Below are 19,542 nucleotides of genomic sequence, written 5' to 3'. Positions count from 1 at the left end.
TCTTGTAAATTTTGCAGCTACTTGCATTGTTTACAAAATATAACAGATAAATAAACTATAAAAATATTAAATTCATATTATAAAAAACATTAAATTTATTAATAACATAAACTTATAAATAAACTCGAATAGAACCTTAACTGGCATTACCTTTGCACTTCTCAGTACAGACAAACATAGAGGAGATTACAATGAGCAACACAGTTAATACGATCAATCCAACAACTGAGCAAATCATTAATACCTATACGCTGCTGTCGCAACAGCAAGCTGAGCAGGTAATCGAAAAATCTCATCAAACCTATTTACAGTGGCGCTTAGTGTCAGTGACCGAACGTGCAAAACACTTAAACAAATTAGCTTCATTATTCGAAGAGCAAAAAGGTGCCATAGCCAAGCTTATGACCGAAGAAATGGGTAAAGTATACGCCCAAGGTTTGCAAGAAGTTGAACTGTGCGCAGGCATTTGTCGTTATAGTGCCGAGCACGGCCCTAAAATTCTTGCTGATGAAGAACGTGACATGGACGGCGGTCGCGCAATTGTTAGCTATCAGCCTACGGGTGTACTACTTGGCATTCAGCCTTGGAACTTTCCGCTTTACCAGGTAATTCGTTACAGCGCCGCTAATATTATGGCCGGTAACACCACAGTGTTAAAGCATGCCAGTAATGTATTTGGTATGGCCGAAAAAATTGAAACCTTGTTTAAACAAGCCGGATTTCCTGAGCACTGCTTTAGTAACCTACTTATTGATGGCAAAACAGCCAGCGCACTCATAGCGCATAAAGCGATTAGCGGCGTTACCTTTACCGGTAGCGATAGCACAGGTAAAAAAGTGGCCGAGCAAGCGGGTAAATACGTTAAAAAAACCGTACTAGAGCTTGGTAGTAACGACGCATATTTAGTACTTGATGACGCCGATTTAGAGCTTGCCGTAAAAACCTGTGTAACAGGACGTATGATCAACAACGGCGAAACGTGTGTTTCGGCAAAACGTTTTGTAGTGGTTGAGTCTTTGTATGATGACTTTAAAGCGCAAGTAAAACAGCAGTTTGAAGCCATGAAAATGGGCGATCCAATGGCCGACGGCACTGATTTAGGCCCAATGGCACGTAAAAATTTACGCGACGGTATTCACGAGCAAGTAATGCAATCGGTTAAAGCAGGAGCAAACATAGTCACCGGTGGTGAAATACCAGAGCAAACCGGCTTTTACTACCCTCCTACGCTACTTGATAATTTAGCGCCAGGTATGCCAGCATACGACGACGAATTATTTGGCCCTGTTGCCTCGCTTATAAAAGCGAAAGACAACAACGATGCAATGAAAATTGCTAACTCGTCTCGCTATGGTTTAGGTGGCGGCATTTTCTCAAAAGACTTGAAAAAAGCCATTGAACTGGCTAAAAAGCACTTCGACACCGGCATGATCAACATAAACGGCTACGGTTTAGCGCAACCAAACTTACCATTTGGTGGAGTTAAAGAAAGTGGCTACGGTCGAGAGCACGGCGGCTTTGGCATGCGCGAATTTGTGAACGTTAAAAGCATCATGATCCACAGCTCATAAACTTACTATAAAGTACGAGTACTAAACACTCGTTACTAGAAAGTAAAATAAAACACCGCGCTAATGCAGCGCGGTGTTTTTGTATTCAATTTATCTAACATCAATTTTTGTTATTACGATTTTATATCGCACTTTTACTCATCATTTTTATCACGTGCTAAAACGCAGCGCCTAAGCTCTTAAATTAATTACTGAAAGCTTAACTCTTTTCAAACCTTGGCACTTTTCTTTTATCTGCTTTGCTCATAGCGAGTTGTTGAATCTCTTCTTGCTTGTGCTGCGCCGATTTAGTTTCTAGCGATTGTTGGTCGGCATTTTCAAAGGTTAGCTCGGTTAATAGCGCGAAGTGATCTGAACCATATTTAGCTAATCGTTTAATACGCTTTACTTTAAACCCTTCGCTGTGAAATAAATGATCCAGCGGCCAGCGCATAAAAAAGTAACTAGCATGAAACGTGTTGTAAAAGCCACGGCCTTTACGGGGGTCTAATAAGCCACTAATTTGCATAAACAAACGGGTACTGCGCGACCAAGCTACGTCGTTTAAGTCGCCGGCAACTATGGTTGGCCGTGTTGGGTTTTTAAGTGCTTTTGCTACCATAATTAGTTCTGAGTCGCGCGGCCGCGATGAGTCTTCTTCGGTGGGGCTTGGTGGCGCTGGGTGAATAAAGTGCGCTTGCATTTTAACCCCTTGTGCACTTGCAAATAAAATATGAATTGACGGTATGTCGTCTTCTATTAGCTGGCATATTTGCGCGTCAAATATTTTAAATTTACTGTATAGATGCATGCCGTAACGGTTGTCTTTAGGGCACTCTATGTAATATGGATAGTCTTTTTTAAGTACTGATAACTTATTTTGCCACCAGCTGTCACTTTCAAGGGTAATAAGTAGGTCGGGTTGATGCTGATTAACCAAGCTAATTAATTGCTCACTGTTATGGTTCGACATAAGTACATTTGCCGACATAATCCTTACACTGTGCGCGATGTGTTTTGAGGCACTTTGCACTTCTTTTTTTGCCAGCCAAGTATATGGGTATATCCACTTTCCCTGTAAAAACATAATTAATACAGCGCCTGCAACAATATACAAAAAGTCTGTGGCGTTATTAAATGCAAAGTACCCAGCAACACATGCTATAAAGCTTGCAATATAAAACACTTGTAAGCGAATAAAGTCGCAACCACGCACCAGATAATGCTGGCTATACGCCATAGGTAATAGCGTTATAAATAATAAAAAGCTTGTTATTATTGCCAGCGTAATAAACATTTAAATTCCTGTTGGTTGTTTATCGACTCAAAATAGACAGTATTTCGCGCGTGTCGTGCACCATATGAATAATAGTACGATCTACCTCTATGCGTACAGTACCTTTATCTCGGTATCTGTCTATTACTTTGGCACGCTTATAAATATCACGCTCTAAAATATCACCTCTGTGGTAACTTTTATGCCAACCCGGTGGCGTCCACCCCTGGCGAATAAGCTTTTTAGCTTCTTTTTTAGATAAGTGGTTATCGTGGCTGTCATATTTTTTATGGTGTTTTTTCCACTCATGCTTATTTGAATAGTGTTTTTTATTATGGTGCTTTTTATTGTAGTGCTTGTTTGAGCCATGCTCGTATTTACTATGTTTATTATGGTGCTTATCATAATAATCATCTTTGTCGTGCTTTGCTTGTGCGTTAAATGAGCTCAATATTAAAATAATTAATGCGCTATAAATGGTTTTATACATAGTTAATCTCTGCTTTAGTTAATAACGCAAGATTAACAAGTTAGCCTGAACATTATATGAAACTCTGTATAAAGTAATCTTAACGCTGCTTATATTGCGTTTTACAATGGCTGCGCATAATGGCGGGATCACGCAGCTTTAAATGTTTGGTTTTGCGCCCAGCGTGGCGTTTTCGCCATACTTTAAAGCTGCCGCTGGCAATGTGTTGGCGCATAAAAACCACCAACTGCGAATAATTTAAGCCATAAAGTTGCTCTATTGCTTCAAACGGGGTTCTATCCTCCCATGCCATTTCTATAATGCGCGATTGCTGCTGGGCGTTAAACATAGTTATTTTCTCTTTAAAAAATAACTAATACGAAGCACTAAAATTGCACGATCAATTTAACTTAAGCCATATAAAATAGAGATACATTTAATTTCGGTTATTTTTTATCATTATTTTAGAAGAAGAAAATTTAAGTGTATGATATTAAATATATCTATAACCAAGTATAGAGAAGTTAACTATGTTTACAAAGCTGCCACGCTGGGTTGAATATGGCGCATTTACACTGGCATTTATTGCCGGCATTGTGAACGCTGTGGGTTTATTAGGGTTTGAACATCAGGCTATTTCTCATTTGTCGGGCTCTGTTACTTTATTTGGTATAAAATTAATGAGTGATGGCAGTGCGGCATTATTACTGTTTAGTATCATAATTAGCTTTATGCTTGGCTCTGCGTTGTCGGGATTTTTACTCAACGGTGGCTCGTTAAAGTTAGGCCGACATTACGACACTTTATTGTTTATCGAAGGGTTATTACTGCTAGCCAGTGCCTACTTACTTTATAGCTCCTTTGTTTATGGCATAGTGCTGGCGTCTGCCGCTTGTGGCTTACAAAATGCGTTGGCAACCAATTACAGTGGCGCAGTAGTTCGTACTACACATTTAACCGGTATTTTTACCGACCTTGGTTTAATGATGGGCCGCGCATTAAAAGGCGATGCTGTAGATAGCCGAAAATTCATGGTGTTTTTACTGATCACCCTAGGGTTTTTATGCGGTGGTGTAATTGGGTTTATGCTATTTGAATTGTTTTCTGTAGCAACTTTAGTAGTGCCAGCTGTTATGTGCTTTATTTTATCAATTACTTATCGGCTTTATCGTTTACGCAACACCGTTTAACGCAAGTTATTTCAATACGTTTGCCTAACGCTTAGCATAGCGCCATTACCATATAATCAATGTGTAGGAATATATGAAACGCCATTATTTACCCTCTTTGCTGTTACTCTCTCAGCTGCCACTTATAGCCATTGCCAATGGCAAGCAAAATGATGCTCAGCCAATTGAGCGCATAACAACCACTGCGTCGCGTGTTGAGGCGCTTAGTACAAAGTTACCCGTAATAATTAGCGTGCTCAATGAGGCACAATTAAATGCCATTGCCCCCACGCATATTGAAGAAGCCATGCAAAGAGTCGCTGGCGCGAATATACAACGTGGTAATGGCCAAGAGTATTTACCCGCGCTGCGCTCGCCTGTTTTATCCGGTGCTGGTGCCTGTGGTGGTTTACTCACACTTGAGGATGGTATTGCACTAAGAGCAGCTGGGTTTTGTAATATAAACGAGTTGTTTGAAGCACATAGCGAAATGGCGCAGCGTATAGAGGTACTTAAAGGCCCAGGATCTGCCCTGTATGGCTCAAATGCGGTGCATGGGGTTATTAACGTGATCACCCCAGATACAACGCAAGATGGCGGCTTAATCGGCTTAGATTATGGCTCGTTTGGCTATAACCGATATAAATTACGTGCTGGCCATGATATGGGCAGCAGCGGGTTAGGTATTAACGCCAGCATTACCGACGACAGTGGCTACCGCGATGACGAAAGCGTAAAACAGCAAAAGGTAAACTTACGTCACCGTTATAATAATAGCGATTTAGCGTTTACCTCTGGGCTTACTTATACCCATTTAGATCAACAAACTGCAGGCTTTATTACCGGCTTTAAAAGCTATAAAGACGAGAGCATAGCCCAACAAAACTTTGATCCGGATGCGTTTAGAAAAGCACGTTCGTTACGAGTTTGGAGTAACGCCACTTGGCAACTAAATGACGATACGCTCTCAACAACGGTGTATTTTCGTAACCAAAGTATGGACTTTTTTAAGCATTTTTTACCTGGTACGCCACTAGAGTACAACAGTCAAACCGGTGTGGGGCTGCAGTCGCTTTATCAGCATCAGCTAGAGGATAATATTAAGCTTAACTTTGGCCTAGATGGCGAATACACCCACGCCGACTTTTTACAAAGTCAAAACAAGCCAACTCAAGGCTCGGCATTTTTAGTTGCTACAGTACCCCAAGGTAAGCATTACGATTACGACGTAAATGCCACCTTATATGCACCTTTTGTCAGTGTTGATCTGCAACTAAACGATTGGTTAGTGACTCTTGGCGCTCGTTATGAGCACATGCAATACGACTACACTAATAACATGTTAGCGGGGCGCACGAAAGAAGACGGTACAGAGTGCGGATTTGGTGGTTGCCGATATAGCCGCCCTGAAAGTACAAAAAATAATTTTAGTAACTTATCGCCAAAACTTGGGGTTAGCTATCAGTACACTGTTAATAACCTGCTTTATGCTAACTTTTCGCGTGGCTACCGAGCGCCACAAGCCGCCGAGTTATATCAGTTACAACGCCAGCAAAACACCACTAATTTAAGTGCCGAAATAGCTAATAATGCTGAGTTTGGCTTAAAAGGCGTTTATCAAAATAGTCGTTATAATTTATCGGTTTATGCTATGAGTAAGCACCATACTATTTACCGCGACAGCGACTTTTTTACCGTGAATAATGGCAGCTCGCGCCACCGCGGGATTGAGCTTGAACTTGAGCATGCTCTCACCTCAACTTGGTCAGTTAACTTTGCCGCCAGTTATGCCAAGCATAGTTATACTAATGAGCAAATACTCAATAATATCAATATTAAAGATAATGATGTTGATACCGCCCCGCGTAAAATTGCCAATTTAGATTTAACCTGGCAGGCGTTTAATAACGCCAATGTGGCACTGCAATGGCATCATGTTGGTCGTTACTATACCGATCCTGAAAACTTACACAGTTATGACGGGCATGACATTTTAAGTTTACGAGCACAGTGGCAAATAACAAATAACTTAGCGCTTGCAGCGCGTATTATTAACTTAACCGATACCGCTTATGCCGAGCGCGCCGATTACACAAGCTTTACCGGCGACCGCTACTTTCCAGGGAGGCCACGTAACGCCATGATCTCAGCAACTTATAGCTGGTAAACATCCAGATCGCTCATGTAACGCATGGGCGATTTTTTCATTACTTTTTTAAACATAGTAATAAACGCACTCACCGACTCATAACCTAATAGCTCCGATACCTGCTGCACACTTTGCTGATTAGATAACGCCTGCAGTGCAATTATAATATGCAATTGAGTGCGCCATTTACCAAAGGTCATACCGGTTTCTTTTTTTATTAACCGCGCTAAAGTACGTTCAGTTAAAGCAAATTGCTGTGCCCATTGTGGCAATGTTTTACGGCTATAAGGCTGGCTAATAAGTTGATTGCTCATGTTTTTAATAACACTGTTTTTTGATAGTACAAAGTCTAAAGGTTGAATTGGCATATCCACCAGCTGATCAAATAATACCTGTGCAAGCCGTGCGGTTTTACCCGTTAAGCTATAGTTTTGCTGATTACTTGCCAAACTAAGCATTAACTCTTTTATTAATGGGCTAATGGTTAATGTACAGGCTGTACTTGGCATACCTTGTAAGTTTGCATCAATAAATAAGTGGCATAAATGCGCATTATCAGATGCTCTATTACTGTGCTCTACATTTGCCGGGATCCAAATGGCGCTATGAGTAGGCACCATCCACATTTTTGTTGCCACTTCACAGGTAACATAACCGTGCAGGGCTAAAATTAACTGCCCTTTTGGATGGGTATGCAGCGGAATTTCACGGCTAAGCTGGGCATATTCTATTTTAGCAATAACCGGCTGCGGCATGATTTCAAAGTTTTTTATTTCATTCCAATCTTGGGGAAGCTGCATTTTGTCTGTTTTTAGTTATTTAATGTCTCTTTTACTAAATTATAGTGATGACTTAGCCTTTATACTAGTCTCTATTGCTTCTTGCTAAATAACCAACCTGCTAGGACGTTTACCTTGTTAACTCAACAATCTCAATCTCGCTTATCTTACGCATTATTAGTACTGGGAATTTTACTTATTGCCAGTAACTTACGTGCGCCAGTGACTGGTTTAGCCCCCGTGCTGGACCAAATAATTCTTAGTTTTAATTTAAGCGCATCACAAGCCGGTATGCTTACCACCTTACCGTTAATTGCATTTGCTTTAGCAAGCCCATTAGCCACTAGTTTAGCTAAAAGGCAAGGCTTAGAAGTGTCGCTTTTTATTGCCCTTATTTTAATTGGCTTAGGCTTAGCATCGCGCATGATAGATTCTGTGCCGGTACTTTATTTAGGCACCGCCGTCATTGGGGTCGGCATTGCGATAGGTAATGTGCTGTTACCGAGTTTAATTAAGCGCGACTTTGCACACAAAGTGGCTGTAATGACCTCGGCGTATGTGCTTGCTATGGGTATTTTTGGCGGTAGTTACTCAGCGTTAATTATTCCCCTTGCCGAATATAAACAAATAGGCTGGCAAATTGCTTTAGCCAGTTACGCGTTAATTACTTTAATAAGTTTATTTATTTGGTTACCGCAATTAAAGCTACGCACCAAACCGACTAAAGATCTGGTTGAAAACACCGGTGACGTTAAAGTGTGGCGCCAAGCCCTTGCGTGGCAAATTACCTTGCTACTTGGCTGTAACTCGTTATTTACTTATATAATTATTGGCTGGTTACCAAGCATTTTAATAGACAGTGGCCACAGCGCACAACAAGCGGGTGCGCTGCAAGGCTCATTTCAGGTAGCTTCGGCTTTACCCGGTATTATCTTAATTCCCTTATTAGCAAAACTAAAAGATCAGCGCGTACTCACCTTTGTTTTAGGAGTGTTGGCAAGCCTGTCGTCGATTGGACTGTTGTATATGCCAGACTATGCGTCTGTGTGGTCAATCACTATGGGGTTTTGCTCGGGTGCATGCTTTATATTGGGCTTGTCGTTTATTAGTTTACGTACTCACGACTCACATCAAGCTGCGGCACTTTCTGGTATGGCGCAGTGTATTGGTTATTTACTTGCCGCTACTGGACCTATTATTGCAGGTGCGCTGCATAGTTATTTTGGTAACTGGGCATCTACTTTATGGTTTTGCGCAGGTGCGAGCGCGCTATGTGCGGTGTTTGGTTATTTAGGCGGGCGTAATATTACTATGCGCAACAAAGCGTAAGCGTTAATTAAAAGTGGACGGTGTAATCATTTGCCCACTTTTATAACTAATTATAGTTTAGTACTTTTTATATATTTAGCTTAAACAGCGCCAATACATTCAACCTCTACAACTGAATTTAGTGCTAACGCTTTTACTGCAAACGCACTGCGCGCAGGATATGGCGGGGTAAAGTATTCAGCATATATTTTATTAAACATTTTAAAGTCATTTATGTCGGTTAGCATAACCGTACACTTTACTATGTTTTTCATACTGTAATTATGCTGCTCTAGGGTGCTTTTTATATTTTCGAGCGTTTGCTTAGTCTCTGCTGCAAAACCACCTTGTGCTAGTTTACCACTGCTTGTAAGCCCTATTTGACCCGACATATACAAGGTATTATCGACCCTTACAATTTGCGAAAAAGGTAAACTTGCTGAGGCCGCATTTAAGTGCTCAATATCACTGTTTTTTGCATTAGCAAAACCACTGCTCAATACACTGGTGAATAAGGTAATTAATGTTATTTTTTTCATTATAAACCTAATTTTTTTGGGGTGGTGGCAAATGCAGGCACTTGCACTAAATCGTTCAACCAACTAACGCTAGACTGACACCAAATTTGCGCTACTGGCGTAAACTCATCGCGTTGATCAACCGCCCCTATTCTAAGGCCATATACACGGTTTTCTGTCGCTTCGTTGGTAGCATAAAGTGAGGTGCCACAATTACCACAAAACCCTTGCGCACGTTTATTACCACTTTGCGCCGTTTTTATATATTCTTTAGGCTTACCTTGCGTAAAAGTAACGCGGTTAGGCTCACTCATTATTACCGCTCTAAATGGCCCACTCGACATGCGTTGGCAATCACTACAGTGGCACACTAATAGCGTGTTACTTTGTGTTTTCGCTTGGTATTTTATGTCGCCGCAGTAACAGCTTCCAGTTATGTTCATTTTATATATCCATTATTTTTAACGAGCTCCACCCTTAAGGGTGCTTCGGTATTACACGAGTTTTATATTAAAAGTGTACCTGCATAGCAATAAAAAACCACAGCCTAAAGCAACTATTTAGTGCCTCTAAATTTATGATAAATACTGTTTAAACCAACGAAATAAATTAAAAAAGCGTGATTTAGCAATATGCTTATCAGCACTGTTTTTATTAAGCGCATCACGGCGCGCTTGCGCTATATTTGCTTTAGCAGCAAAGCGCAAGCGTTGCTCATTACTAAGATCGTCTTCAAAGTTAAGCTGTAACTTTTTTACCTCACGGCTACGTTTCATTGAACTACACATAGTACTACCTCAAAAAGGCTATTGACCTAATTAGTAGACAGGCTATGTGCGTTTTTTATTTCATAGGATGTTCAATTCAACACGCCTGTAACACTTTAAGCTAACTTAATAAGCCTAAATTGCTTTTTACCACGCTGCATTACCCAAAAACGATCAAACAGCGGAAAATCTAACTGTGCGTGCTCATCTGTAATGGCCTCGCCATTAATTTTAATCGCATTCGCGTTTATTAACTCACGCGCAGTACGCTTTGAGCTGGCCAGTTCACTTTTAACCAGTAACTCAGCAATATTAATTTTCGCGTCGCTAATAGCGTGTACGGCGAGCCCATCTTGCTCTAATTGCTCAAGCTCTGCCAAGGTGAGTGTTTGTACTTGGCCGTTAAACAATAATTGCGTAATGCGCTGCGCGCTTGCTAAGCCTTGTTCACCATGTACAAAGCGGGTTAATTGCTCGGCTAAAATACCTTGCGCTTGAGGCTTTTGTTGGCTGGTAATGTCATTCGCTTCAATGGCTTCAATTTCTTTTACCGATAAAAAGGTGTAAAAACGCAAAAAGTTGTATACATCGGCATCGTCACAATTTAACCAAAATTGGTAAAATCGATACGGTGAGGTTTTTTTCGGATCAAGCCAAATTGCGCCGCCTTCCGTTTTACCAAACTTAGTACCGTCTGATTTAGTAATAAGTGGCAAAGTTAATCCATACACAGTTTGCTTATTTAAGCGGCGGGTTAAATCAATCCCACTTACTATATTCCCCCACTGATCGTTGCCGCCAATTTGCACACTACAACCCAGTTCGCTATTTAATTTAGCAAAGTCGTACGACTGCAATAAAGTGTAACTAAATTCAGTAAACGATAAACCTTGATCAGGGCGTTGCAAACGTTGCTTTACCGACTCGCGGTTGATCATATTATTAATTGAAAAGTGCTTACCTACATCGCGAAAAAAATCCAACACTTCAATACCGCTAAACCAGTCGGCATTATTTTTTAATTGAATTGGCTCGCTTAAATGCGGGTTCATTACACTCTCTACTTGTGAGCTTAAATCTGCTACCCAACCTTGTACGGTTTCTTTACTGTTTAAGCTGCGCTCGGTGGCTTTAAAGCTTGGATCGCCAATTAACCCGGTTGCGCCACCAATTAATGCCACCGCTTTATGGCCGGCATCATTAAAACGCTTTAGCATTAGCAAAGGTACTAAGTGGCCAATATGTAAACTGCCCGCGGTGGGATCAAAACCACAATACACAACTTGCGAGGTTGCTAATAACTGCTCAAGCTGCGCTAAATCACTAACCTGAGAAACCAGGCCGCGATGTGTAATATCTTCCAGTAATTGTGTTGTCATTGTATTTATCCCACACACATGTGTTAATTAGTTAGGGTAAAAATACTAATTAAAGCTGCTACACAACCATATATCCCTAAAGGGATAGAAAGTACTTTATATTAATCAATTTAAGTAGAAGCGCTGTTTAACGGTGCGAAAGTAGTATTAAGGCAAGGCAAATATTTATGCTAACTAATCTTACTCACTAGTGATTAAGTGGTTTAAAAACAGCTGAAAAAACTCACTCAACGAAGACACTTTTAATTGTGCGTAAATACGTTTACGGTGGTTTTTAACTGTACCTAAGGTGATATTTAATTGCTTAGCAATATCGTTAGAGTCGCAGCCTTGCACTAATAGCATAGCTATTTGTCGCTCGCGGGTGGTAAGTTGCTCGTTGGCAAAGGTAGCTAAGCCACGCTCAATTAATTGCCCTGTAGCTGTGGTAGTTAAAGGCCCAAGCAATAATAAGTTATTGCCCCAATGTTGGCGGCATAATGCTTTTATAAGGCTAAAATGAGCTATTAAGGTGCTTTTTTGTGCAGCGCTAAAGCGTTGTTTGCTTTCTAAAAAGCCTAAATAAATAACAATCCAGCGGCTCTCATCTGTGCGCACACTTATACTAAGTTCATCTACCCAACCGGTTTCGTTATAAAACTGTTGCTGGTATTGGGTATAAGCTGCTAAATCTTTATTTGCACTGATATCGACTAACCGATACACACCTTCATGGCCACTTTTTGACAGTTCAATATAAAAGGGATCGTTAATAAACGAATTGGTTAAATAGCGCTGAAACAATAACTCGCGTCGAGTATCTATCGAATCGTATAAATAAATGGGGTGTTTATGGGCTCTACAGCCTAAAATCACCGCGCAGTCAAATTGCACTAAATGAGCAATGTAATTAACTATTTTTTGTGCAAAACCAGTTGAATTGATTGCTTCAACACATTGCGCAATTAGCTCATTTTCAGTGGGTTTTGCAATCATTACTGCCACGGTGTTTTAGTTAAATTAAAAGTTTAATTGGCGTTAGCATTATAAAAATTTGCCTGTTTAATACTGGCAAAATCATTAAAACGCACACCATGTTCACGCATTACATTTAGCACTTTTTTACTTAGCATTTGGCGTAAATAAAATGGCTGATTTGGCACAAAGTGATGAATACTATGGGTTTTACCAAAGTTAAAACAAAACAAGTGAAACGGCATAAATACCCGACTGGTTAACACATGGGTTTGCTCCAGCATATTGGTTACACCGCCATAGTAATGCATGCACGAGGTAACAAAATTTAGCGAGCTCGAGCGCACAATATTAGGTACAATTAACACCACCATTAAAAACTCAAATAGCGACATAGTGCTTAATAACCAAGCCGGCGAGCTTTGTGCAAGCCCAGTAAATAAATTAACGCCATGAAATATAATTACGCTGTATAAAACAATAAAGTAAGCGGTGGTAATAGGAAAACCGGCATTAAATATCTTAAAAAAGTGAAAGCCTTTAATTTCTTTAGAAAAACGTTTGGCGTTAATTAATAAGCCTAATAAGCCATCCACAATAACCAACGCGCGTAACAAAGGATTTTTAATACCGTTACCCACTAAGCGCTCTTCTAGGTCTTGTTGTGTGCCTGAAGTTTTATGATGGTGTAAATGTAACTTACGACGATACCAAGGGCTGATAGTATTAGGGCGCATTAACCACACGGTTAGCATCATAAAATTATGCATAAATGGCTGATTACTAAAATACTGTTTATGAATTAAATCATGCTCTAACTCATGCGAAATAGATGCAGCCATAGCAGCTAAAATAATACATAACCACGCAGGAATAATGGCTAAATAATATAAAAAGCCAACCCCAACTAATGCCCCAAGAGATAACAGTAAAATAACCAATCCCAAGGTATTTTGATGTGTTAATAATGGATGCTTAGCGCGTAGCTTCGCCTCTTCAGCCTTAATAGCTTTAACAATGGCTTGAATATTTTCTTTTGCACTTAAATGAGTCATAAATTACAACCGATCAATTATGTTGGGGCGGATAATACCCGAACTGGTAAAAAAAACACCTTTGAGAGTACTTTCTTATGCTCTTTGATACTAGTTGCTAATGCTTTTACACGCTAATTACTGCAAAAAACAACACGGACGCCTCTTCTAATAGCGCCCGTAATTTATTTAATCCTAGCGTGAGCTAAGTTTATGTTAGTTTTTTTGCTGTGCAGCTAAATAGTCAATCGCCAGCTGGCTCATTGCTTTAGTGCCCACTTTAAGCGTTGACTCGTCAACATAAAAATACGGCGAATGGTTGGTTGGTGCTGTTTTTACATCTTGCCCTGTTGGCGTGCCGCCTAAAAACAAAAATAAACCCGGTACTTGCTGCGCATAAAAAGCAAAGTCTTCTGCGCCGGTTACTTTTGGCACATCAAACAGGTTATCTTTACCTACTATATTTTTAAGTGTTGGCAACATTTGCGCGGTAAGCTCTGGGTTATTCACCGTTACTGGGTAACCTTTAAAAATATTTACCTGTGCTTCGGCTCCCGACGCTTTAGCAATATGCGTAGCTGTAGTGGTTAATTTTTCAAAAATTTGTTGGCGGTTATCCATATCAAAATTACGAATAGTACCTACCATTTCTACACTATCGGGAATAATATTATTACGTACGCCACCAGCTATTTTACCAAACGAGATAATGGCAGGCTCTTTAGTTATATCTATTTGACGACTAACAATATGATTAACCCCTGAGACAATTTGTGCAGCAACTGAAATAGGATCGACCCCACCCCAAGGCGATGAACCATGCGTTTGCTTACCTTTTACCGTTATTTCGAAGCGATCGGCACTGGCCATAATTGGGCCACTACGATAACCAATTTGGCCGCTGTTTAATCCTGCCATAACATGAATGCCAAACGCCACATCGGGTTGATACTTTTTAAATATCCCCTCTTTTAACATTAACTCAGCTCCGCCCTCTTCGCCTTGTGGCGCGCCTTCTTCTGCTGGCTGAAACACAAACATAATATCGCCGTGTAATTCATTTTTTACAGCGGCTAATACTTCAGCTGCACCCATTAGCATAGCCACATGCGTGTCGTGCCCACAGGCATGCATAACCCCAACATCAACCCCATTATACTTGGTAGTTACCAGTGATTTAAAAGGCACATCGGCTTTTTCGGTTACTGGCAGTGCATCCATATCGGCACGCAGCATTACTGTTGGCCCCGGCTTACCGCCTTTTAAAATCCCCACTACACCTGTGTAAGCAATGTCAGTTTCAACCTGCATCCCTAAGGCTTTTAAATGGCGTGCTACAATCGCAGCGGTGCGTGTTTCGCGGTTACTTAACTCAGGGTGCTGATGAAAATCGCGACGCCATTCAATCACCTTATCTTCAACCTGATTTATCTGTTTATCGATATTAATATTGGCACTGGCATTAAATGCCCCTAGGCTTGCTAAGCCAATAGCTAATGAGATTAATGAGCGTTTCATCTGTGTTCCTTTTTATTATCTGCCTTTAGCAACACTGTGCAGTGCTGTTATAGAAAATTTTGACGTGGGTAAGTAGATAATGCGCAATGCACTGAGCAATGCAAATAATTACCCATCTATTTTGAGTTATTATGCAAAACATTTAATAAACTACATAGTAACTAAAACTCACTAGAGTAAAAACACCAATAAAAAATGACGCTGTTTAGCGTCATTTTTGTTTAACTTTATTTTATATATTTACAATATAACTAGGGCGTTTTAACTGCTTTTTCTGGCGAGCTAAATACACCTTTAACAACTTGCCAAGTAACCGCTAATGCGCCCACCATAAATACTACATCACCAATGGTGCGCACCCAGCGTAGCGTTACCAAAGTATCGCTTTGCATTAATGCTTCGCTACGTGCATACCAAAGCCCCTCTGATGCGCTGGCAACAAATTGAATAATACCAACCGGTAATAAACTAGTGAATAGCATTAACGCTAGCCCTATATTCATCCACCAAAAAGAGGTTTTCATTAAGCCTTCATCAAATTTTAAATGTGGGCGAATGTATCTTAATATGAGTAGTGTAAAGCCCAGCGCTAAAAAGCCGTAAACGCCAAACAAAGCTGCATGAGCATGTGTTGCTGTGGTATTAAGTCCTTGAATGTAATACAAAGCAATTGGTGGGTTGATCATAAAGCCCAGCACACCTGCACCTAACATATTCCAAAATGCAACGGCTACAAAATACATTATTGGCCATTTAACATTTTCCATCCAAGGCGCACGCGTTTTTAATTTATAATGCTCCCATGCTTCATGACCAAGCACTATAAGTGGTACTACTTCAAGCGCACTAAAAGTTGCACCTACAGCCATAACGGGTGTAGTTGTACCCGAAAAGTACAAGTGATGGAAAGTCCCCGGAACACCGCCTAACATAAACAACGAAGCCGACGCTAACGAAGCCACTGTAGCCATACGTTTAGACACTAAACCCATATTAAAAAATATAAAGGCCAGTGCTGTTGTGGCAAATACTTCAAAGAAACCTTCTACCCATAAATGCACAATCCACCAGCGCCAATATTCCATTACTGAAATATGCGTACGCTCGCCGTAGAAAAAACCCGCACCATAAAATAAGCCAATCGCAATTACCGACAGCATAAATAAAACCAGTAAGTTTTTATCACCCTCTTTATTTAAAGTGGGTGTAATACAACGCATCATTAATACTAACCACAGCAATATTCCAACAAATTTACCAATTTGCCATAGTCGTCCTAAATCAATGTATTCATAGCCCTGATGGCCTAACCAAAAGTTTAGTTCTGGCGGCATTATTTGCGCAATTGCTAAGTACTGACCAATAAACGAGCCAACTACTACCAATACTAACGCCCAAAACAATACATCAACACCCAGCTTTTGAAACTTAGGATCTTCGCCACCATTAATAATTGGGGCTAAAAATAAACCAGCCGCTAAAAAGCCTGTTGCAATCCAAAATAACGCCGACTGAATATGCCAAGTTCGCACTAAACTATAGGGGAACCATTCAGAGGTTTGCACGCCATAAAAGCCCTGCCCTTCAACGGTATAATGAGCGGTAAATGCCCCTACAAATATTTGAAAGGTAAACAAAGCTACAATTAAAAATAAGTATTTACCTAAAGATTTTTGCGAAGGCGTTAAGTTAAAAGATAAAATAGGATCTGTTTTTGGCACGATTGGCTCTTCGTCATCCTGCCTGCGTAAAAATGCCCACGCCCACACTAATGCTCCAATTCCTGCAACCAGTAACACAATACTGACCAGCGACCATACTATGTTTTCGGTAGTGGGTTTATTATCAATTAACGGCTCATGCGGCCAGTTATTGGTATAGGTTGCATTCCCATCTAAACGCTCAGTAGATGCCGCCCAAGCCGTCCAAAAGAAGAACTCGTTTAAACGTGCCCTGCGCTCAGCACTGGGCAAAGTAACTTCTTTCATTGCATAGTTAGCACGGGTTTGCTGCAGCTCAGCTGCACCACCAAACAACGCATTATAATAATCACTGGTTTGCGCTATTGCCTGCATACGTCGCGATGACAAGCTCACAGTGTTGGTTTTTGTATTATAAGTATTTGTTCTATAATCTTTTTTAAGATCATAGCGCAGCATATGCTGTTGTTGCTCATTGAGTTCATCGTATGCTGTGCCAAATTGATCTTCTGCAGCTAAATTTAACCAACTCACTAACTCGCGATGCAACCAGTCAGCTGTCCAATCTGGCGCTTGATAAGCCCCATGCCCCCAAACCGAACCTAATTGCATGCCACCAACAGATTGCCACGCAGTTTGCCCGTCAAGTATTTGCTCTTCTGTGGTTAACACTTTGCCACTTTCTGATACAAACGCGGCTGGTATTGGCGGTGCTTCACGGTAAATCTCTGTGCCGTAGTAACCTAATAATGAAAAGGTGACTGCGACGACCCCTAAAAGGGCCCACCATAACCTTTTATATTCTCTCATTGCTATCCCCCTGACGATTACGCATATCGCTACTCTCCATAGGTACTTTATTATGTTGAAATAAATGTTTATTTTTACAAAATTGCTTTTTTATTTCGTAAGTAACCAAACCACGACTAAAATTAGCATTATTACCAGTTATTATTGGCTCATAGTTAACATACACCTAAACATGCAAACAAAATACATGTTTAGATCAATAAAAGTAACGTTAATTAATAACCAGCCTGTAATTAATAAAAAAGTACTGTAGAGCTAATAAATTAAATATATAATTTAATTTATTAGCAAAAGGCCAACAGATGAATATTTCTCGTTTTACCGACTACTCATTACGCGTACTTATTTACCTCGCTATAAATAAAAATACTAACGAAATTAAAACAATAAAAGAGATAGCTGAATGCTATGGCGTATCTAAAAACCACTTAATGAAGGTGGTGCAACAATTAAGTGCACAAGGCTATATTAATAGTACCCGAGGAAAAAATGGTGGGATCAAACTAAATCACGCTGCAGAACAAATAAACATTGGTAAATTAGTTAGATCTTTTGAGGGGAAGTCTGCATTAGTAGAGTGCTTTGGTGAAAATAACTTTTGTATTATTACACCAGCATGCCAACTCAAAAAAGTACTTTCACACGCAATAGAAAGCTTTTTTAATTGCTTAGATCAGTACACCTTGGCCGATTTAATAAACGGCCCAAATAAAGCGGTATTAAGTAAAATACTGATCACACCTACAATGCATGACTAAATTAAACACAATTACATATCGACTATTTACGTCTTCTACTTGGCTCTCTTTGTCCTGTAATGCGTTTTTTATCGCGGTCTTTTCGTGATTTATTGGTGTTTTTGCGGTTATCTTTTGGCTTTTTGTTTGGATCTGGCTCGTAGCCTGCTAGCCACTGTGGCGTTAAGCGGATATCTAACAGTACTTCTATTTCTTCAAGTAACCATTGCTCGTCAATACTTACTAGCGACATTGCAAGCCCTTGCTCACCAGCGCGACCTGTACGGCCAATGCGATGTACGTAGTCTTCGGCTATGTATGGCAGTTCAAAGTTAATTACAAACCTAAGTGTCGGAATATCCAAACCACGTGCGGCTACATCGGTAGCAACTAATACACGGGTAATGCCTTCTTTAAAGTTTTGTAGTGCACGGTCGCGTGCGCCTTGTGATTTATCACCATGGATTGACTCGGTTTTTAAACCGTCTTTACACATTTCTTTAGCCAGTTGGTCGGCCATTTGTTTGGTGCGGGTAAAAATAAGCACTTGGCGCCAATTTTTCATGCCGATCATGTGCGATACCAGCTCGCGCTTGCGATCCTCGTCTACTGAGTAAATTACTTGCTCAACCTCAACTGCTGCTGAGTTGCGTTTATCAACTTCAACTAATTCTGGGTTTTTAAGTAGTTTTTTACTAAGCGCAAATACGCTGTCATCAAAAGTCGCCGAAAATAACAAAGTTTGGCGATCGCCTGGAATATGGCGCAATATACGTTTAATTTCGTCAATAAATCCCATATCAAGCATACGATCGGCTTCATCAAACACCAGTGAGTCAACACTTGAAAGCACCACACTGCCTTTAACAATATGATCGAGTAAGCGCCCCGGGGTGGCTACTATTACTTGCGCATCTTTTAGGGCTTTTATTTGTGGGCCTATGCTTGCGCCGCCATACGCTAATGCCCCTTTAATATTGGTGCCTTGGGCATATTTTTCAAAGCTGGCAAATACTTGCTGAGCAAGTTCGCGAGTTGGCGTTAAAATTACCACGCGAGCAACACCTGGCTCATCTTTTTTAGGGGTGTTTAAAAGTTTGTGTAGCAGTGGTAGTACAAACGCTGCGGTTTTACCTGTGCCAGTTTGTGCACTGCCCATTACATCACTGCCCGCTAAAATAGGCGGGATGGTTTTAATCTGAATTGCGGTAGGTTGAGTGTAATTATTTTGCTCAATCGCAGTTAATAACAACGGGTCGAGATTAAGTGATGAGAACGTAGTGGCAGACATAGGCTTAGCTTTAAAATGACAAAGAGCGCTATTGTACTCATATTCACTCATGCCGTAAATTAGAGTGCTTGAGAAAACTATTTAATCGTATTTATCTGCTTTTATTTGTGCCAATAAAAAAGGCGCTAAATAGC

The 19,542-nt window shown here is 40.4% G+C and carries 18 protein-coding genes; 5 read left to right on the top strand and 13 right to left on the bottom strand.

Annotation, left to right across the window (positions count from 1 at the left end):
- The first annotated feature begins 191 nt into the window (after nt 1–191).
- Entirely contained in the window at nt 192–1,571 is a 1,380-nt protein-coding gene (locus CIK86_RS01425) for an NAD-dependent succinate-semialdehyde dehydrogenase (RefSeq protein ID WP_086993220.1), read from the top strand.
- A 199-nt stretch (nt 1,572–1,770) separates the two neighbouring features.
- Here the strand turns inward: CIK86_RS01425 and CIK86_RS01420 are convergent, their stop codons facing one another.
- From CIK86_RS01420 to CIK86_RS01410, 3 genes are all read right to left on the bottom strand, one after another.
- Nucleotides 1,771–2,847: an endonuclease/exonuclease/phosphatase family protein gene (locus CIK86_RS01420; RefSeq protein WP_086993221.1), complete on the bottom strand. Its 1,077-nt coding sequence runs from the start codon at nt 2,845–2,847 to the stop codon at nt 1,771–1,773.
- A gap of 19 nt (nt 2,848–2,866) precedes the next feature.
- Nucleotides 2,867–3,316: a hypothetical protein gene (locus tag CIK86_RS01415; protein ID WP_086993222.1), complete on the bottom strand. Its 450-nt coding sequence runs from the start codon at nt 3,314–3,316 to the stop codon at nt 2,867–2,869.
- A 79-nt stretch (nt 3,317–3,395) separates the two neighbouring features.
- Nucleotides 3,396–3,644, bottom strand: a complete 249-nt coding sequence (locus CIK86_RS01410; RefSeq protein WP_086993223.1) for a TIGR03643 family protein — start codon at nt 3,642–3,644, stop codon at nt 3,396–3,398.
- 181 nt (nt 3,645–3,825) lie between these two features.
- Here CIK86_RS01410 and CIK86_RS01405 point away from each other — a divergent pair, with 181 nt between their 5' ends.
- Nucleotides 3,826–4,485, top strand: a complete 660-nt coding sequence (locus tag CIK86_RS01405; RefSeq protein WP_086993224.1) for a YoaK family protein — start codon at nt 3,826–3,828, stop codon at nt 4,483–4,485.
- A gap of 73 nt (nt 4,486–4,558) precedes the next feature.
- Nucleotides 4,559–6,631 (top strand): TonB-dependent receptor, encoded by a 2,073-nt coding sequence (locus CIK86_RS01400; protein WP_086993225.1) that lies wholly within the window; start codon nt 4,559–4,561, stop codon nt 6,629–6,631.
- Here CIK86_RS01400 and CIK86_RS01395 read toward each other — a convergent pair.
- Nucleotides 6,619–7,413, bottom strand: coding sequence for a helix-turn-helix transcriptional regulator (locus tag CIK86_RS01395; protein ID WP_011329058.1), 795 nt, complete (start codon nt 7,411–7,413; stop codon nt 6,619–6,621). The two genes, CIK86_RS01400 and CIK86_RS01395, sit on opposite strands and share 13 nt — an antisense overlap.
- A 114-nt stretch (nt 7,414–7,527) precedes the next feature.
- Between CIK86_RS01395 and CIK86_RS01390 the strand changes: the two genes are divergently transcribed.
- Nucleotides 7,528–8,721 carry an MFS transporter gene (locus CIK86_RS01390; protein ID WP_086993226.1) on the top strand — a complete coding sequence of 398 codons (1,194 nt, stop codon included), beginning with the start codon at nt 7,528–7,530 and terminating at the stop codon, nt 8,719–8,721.
- A gap of 80 nt (nt 8,722–8,801) precedes the next feature.
- Here CIK86_RS01390 and CIK86_RS01385 read toward each other — a convergent pair whose 3' ends face one another.
- The 8 genes from CIK86_RS01385 to CIK86_RS01350 all read right to left on the bottom strand — a co-directional run bounded on the left by CIK86_RS01385 (nt 8,802) and on the right by CIK86_RS01350 (nt 17,380).
- The gene (locus CIK86_RS01385) at nt 8,802–9,239 is read right to left on the bottom strand and encodes a Rid family detoxifying hydrolase (RefSeq protein WP_086993227.1); all 438 of its coding nucleotides are present in this window, start codon (nt 9,237–9,239) and stop codon (nt 8,802–8,804) included.
- Complete coding sequence (locus CIK86_RS01380) at nt 9,239–9,661, bottom strand: GFA family protein (protein WP_086993228.1); 423 nt, start codon at nt 9,659–9,661, stop codon at nt 9,239–9,241. The genes CIK86_RS01385 and CIK86_RS01380 overlap by 1 nt, the downstream gene beginning before the upstream one ends.
- Nucleotides 9,662–9,793: 132 nt before the next feature.
- Nucleotides 9,794–10,006 (bottom strand): hypothetical protein, encoded by a 213-nt coding sequence (locus tag CIK86_RS01375; RefSeq protein WP_086993229.1) that lies wholly within the window; start codon nt 10,004–10,006, stop codon nt 9,794–9,796.
- 95 nt (nt 10,007–10,101) lie between these two features.
- Nucleotides 10,102–11,364, bottom strand: coding sequence for a tyrosine--tRNA ligase (gene tyrS / locus CIK86_RS01370; RefSeq protein WP_011329063.1), 1,263 nt, complete (start codon nt 11,362–11,364; stop codon nt 10,102–10,104).
- A 180-nt stretch (nt 11,365–11,544) separates the two neighbouring features.
- Nucleotides 11,545–12,339: a LuxR C-terminal-related transcriptional regulator gene (locus CIK86_RS01365; RefSeq protein ID WP_011329064.1), complete on the bottom strand. Its 795-nt coding sequence runs from the start codon at nt 12,337–12,339 to the stop codon at nt 11,545–11,547.
- Between the two features lie 32 nt (nt 12,340–12,371).
- A complete protein-coding gene (locus CIK86_RS01360) occupies nt 12,372–13,373 on the bottom strand; it encodes a fatty acid desaturase (protein WP_011329065.1) in 1,002 nt (333 codons plus the stop codon).
- Between the two features lie 195 nt (nt 13,374–13,568).
- Nucleotides 13,569–14,870, bottom strand: coding sequence for a M20 family metallopeptidase (locus tag CIK86_RS01355; RefSeq protein ID WP_086993230.1), 1,302 nt, complete (start codon nt 14,868–14,870; stop codon nt 13,569–13,571).
- 251 nt (nt 14,871–15,121) lie between these two features.
- Nucleotides 15,122–17,380 (bottom strand): nitric-oxide reductase large subunit, encoded by a 2,259-nt coding sequence (locus CIK86_RS01350; RefSeq protein WP_086993231.1) that lies wholly within the window; start codon nt 17,378–17,380, stop codon nt 15,122–15,124.
- A 302-nt stretch (nt 17,381–17,682) separates the two neighbouring features.
- Between CIK86_RS01350 and CIK86_RS01340 the strand changes: the two genes are divergently transcribed.
- Nucleotides 17,683–18,138, top strand: a complete 456-nt coding sequence (locus CIK86_RS01340) for an Rrf2 family transcriptional regulator (protein ID WP_086993233.1) — start codon at nt 17,683–17,685, stop codon at nt 18,136–18,138.
- Between the two features lie 22 nt (nt 18,139–18,160).
- Here the strand turns inward: CIK86_RS01340 and CIK86_RS01335 are convergent, their stop codons facing one another.
- The gene (locus CIK86_RS01335) at nt 18,161–19,408 is read right to left on the bottom strand and encodes a DEAD/DEAH box helicase (RefSeq protein ID WP_086993234.1); all 1,248 of its coding nucleotides are present in this window, start codon (nt 19,406–19,408) and stop codon (nt 18,161–18,163) included.
- Nucleotides 19,409–19,542: the final 134 nt, after the last annotated feature.

Source organism: Pseudoalteromonas sp. JB197 (assembly GCF_002332205.1).
GTDB lineage: Bacteria > Pseudomonadota > Gammaproteobacteria > Enterobacterales > Alteromonadaceae > Pseudoalteromonas > Pseudoalteromonas nigrifaciens.
Note: the sequence above shows the minus strand (reverse complement) of the source record. Positions and strands in the feature narration are given on the sequence as shown.

Coding starts and splice junctions, on each gene's coding strand:
- CIK86_RS01425 (WP_086993220.1), top strand. CDS start 192: ATGAGCAACACAGTTAATACGATCAATCCAACAACTGAGCAAATCATT.
- CIK86_RS01420 (WP_086993221.1), bottom strand. CDS start 2,847: ATGTTTATTACGCTGGCAATAATAACAAGCTTTTTATTATTTATAACG.
- CIK86_RS01415 (WP_086993222.1), bottom strand. CDS start 3,316: ATGTATAAAACCATTTATAGCGCATTAATTATTTTAATATTGAGCTCA.
- CIK86_RS01410 (WP_086993223.1), bottom strand. CDS start 3,644: ATGTTTAACGCCCAGCAGCAATCGCGCATTATAGAAATGGCATGGGAG.
- CIK86_RS01405 (WP_086993224.1), top strand. CDS start 3,826: ATGTTTACAAAGCTGCCACGCTGGGTTGAATATGGCGCATTTACACTG.
- CIK86_RS01400 (WP_086993225.1), top strand. CDS start 4,559: ATGAAACGCCATTATTTACCCTCTTTGCTGTTACTCTCTCAGCTGCCA.
- CIK86_RS01395 (WP_011329058.1), bottom strand. CDS start 7,413: ATGCAGCTTCCCCAAGATTGGAATGAAATAAAAAACTTTGAAATCATG.
- CIK86_RS01385 (WP_086993227.1), bottom strand. CDS start 9,239: ATGAAAAAAATAACATTAATTACCTTATTCACCAGTGTATTGAGCAGT.
- CIK86_RS01380 (WP_086993228.1), bottom strand. CDS start 9,661: ATGAACATAACTGGAAGCTGTTACTGCGGCGACATAAAATACCAAGCG.
- CIK86_RS01375 (WP_086993229.1), bottom strand. CDS start 10,006: ATGTGTAGTTCAATGAAACGTAGCCGTGAGGTAAAAAAGTTACAGCTT.
- tyrS (WP_011329063.1), bottom strand. CDS start 11,364: ATGACAACACAATTACTGGAAGATATTACACATCGCGGCCTGGTTTCT.
- CIK86_RS01365 (WP_011329064.1), bottom strand. CDS start 12,339: ATGATTGCAAAACCCACTGAAAATGAGCTAATTGCGCAATGTGTTGAA.
- CIK86_RS01360 (WP_011329065.1), bottom strand. CDS start 13,373: ATGACTCATTTAAGTGCAAAAGAAAATATTCAAGCCATTGTTAAAGCT.
- CIK86_RS01355 (WP_086993230.1), bottom strand. CDS start 14,870: ATGAAACGCTCATTAATCTCATTAGCTATTGGCTTAGCAAGCCTAGGG.
- CIK86_RS01350 (WP_086993231.1), bottom strand. CDS start 17,380: ATGAGAGAATATAAAAGGTTATGGTGGGCCCTTTTAGGGGTCGTCGCA.
- CIK86_RS01340 (WP_086993233.1), top strand. CDS start 17,683: ATGAATATTTCTCGTTTTACCGACTACTCATTACGCGTACTTATTTAC.
- CIK86_RS01335 (WP_086993234.1), bottom strand. CDS start 19,408: ATGTCTGCCACTACGTTCTCATCACTTAATCTCGACCCGTTGTTATTA.